Source organism: Acrocarpospora corrugata, from assembly GCF_009687845.1.
In the GTDB taxonomy this organism is placed as follows: Bacteria; Actinomycetota; Actinomycetes; order Streptosporangiales; family Streptosporangiaceae; genus Acrocarpospora; species Acrocarpospora corrugata.
The window spans coordinates 1-763 of the sequence record NZ_BLAD01000015.1; the positions used below are offsets into that span (position 1 = coordinate 1).

A 763-nucleotide genomic window follows, 5' to 3' on the forward strand; every position below is an offset into this window, starting at 1 on the left:
GGCAGCACCGACGCCGATACACCCGCCCGGCATCGGCTCGGAGCGCACCTGCCGGCCGACGCGATCACCGTGGCCCAGATCGACATCGACGCCAAGACCAACGAGATCCGTGCCTTCCAGCCCTTGCTCGATCAGCTCCCCAACCTGAAGAACGTGGTCGTCTCCGCCGACATGATGCACTGCCAGCGCGAGCACGCCCGCTACCTGCACCATCGCGAGGCGTTCTATGTCTTCCCGGTCGGCGGGAATCAGCAGGGTCTGTTCGATCAGCTCAACGCTCTGCCCTGGAGCGAGGTCCCCATCGGGTGGACCACCTACGACCGCGGCCACGGCCGCACCGAGATCCGCACCATCCAGACCATGCCCGCCCCATCCGGGACACGGTTCCCACACGTCAAGCAGGTCTACCTGGTCGAGCGGAAGGTCTATGACCTGAGCTGGAAGCCGTTGTCGGCCGTTGCGGTCCTGGGGGTCACCAACCTGACCGCTCACCGGGCCGGTCCCCGCAGACTGGCCGAGTTCGTCCGCGGTGAGTGGTCGATTGAGAACAAAGATCATTATGTCCGCGACGTGACCTTCGGCGAAGACCGATGCAAGATCCGGACCGCCTCAGCTCCATCGATCCTCGCGATCATGCGCAGCTACGCGATCGGCGCGTTACGCCTGCTCAACTTCAGCAACATCGCGGACGGAACCCGTTGGGCCCGCGACGACTTTCAAAACCCGCTGATCGCTCTCGGTCTCACGATCTGAGAACTCCCTC

At 64.4% G+C, this 763-nt stretch carries 1 protein-coding gene; it reads left to right on the forward strand.

Annotation, left to right across the window (positions count from 1 at the left end; genetic code table 11):
• A partial coding sequence (locus Acor_RS00100; protein ID WP_155334408.1) for an ISAs1 family transposase occupies window positions 1-753 on the forward strand: 753 nt, incomplete at its 5' end.
• Window positions 754-763: the final 10 nt, after the last annotated feature.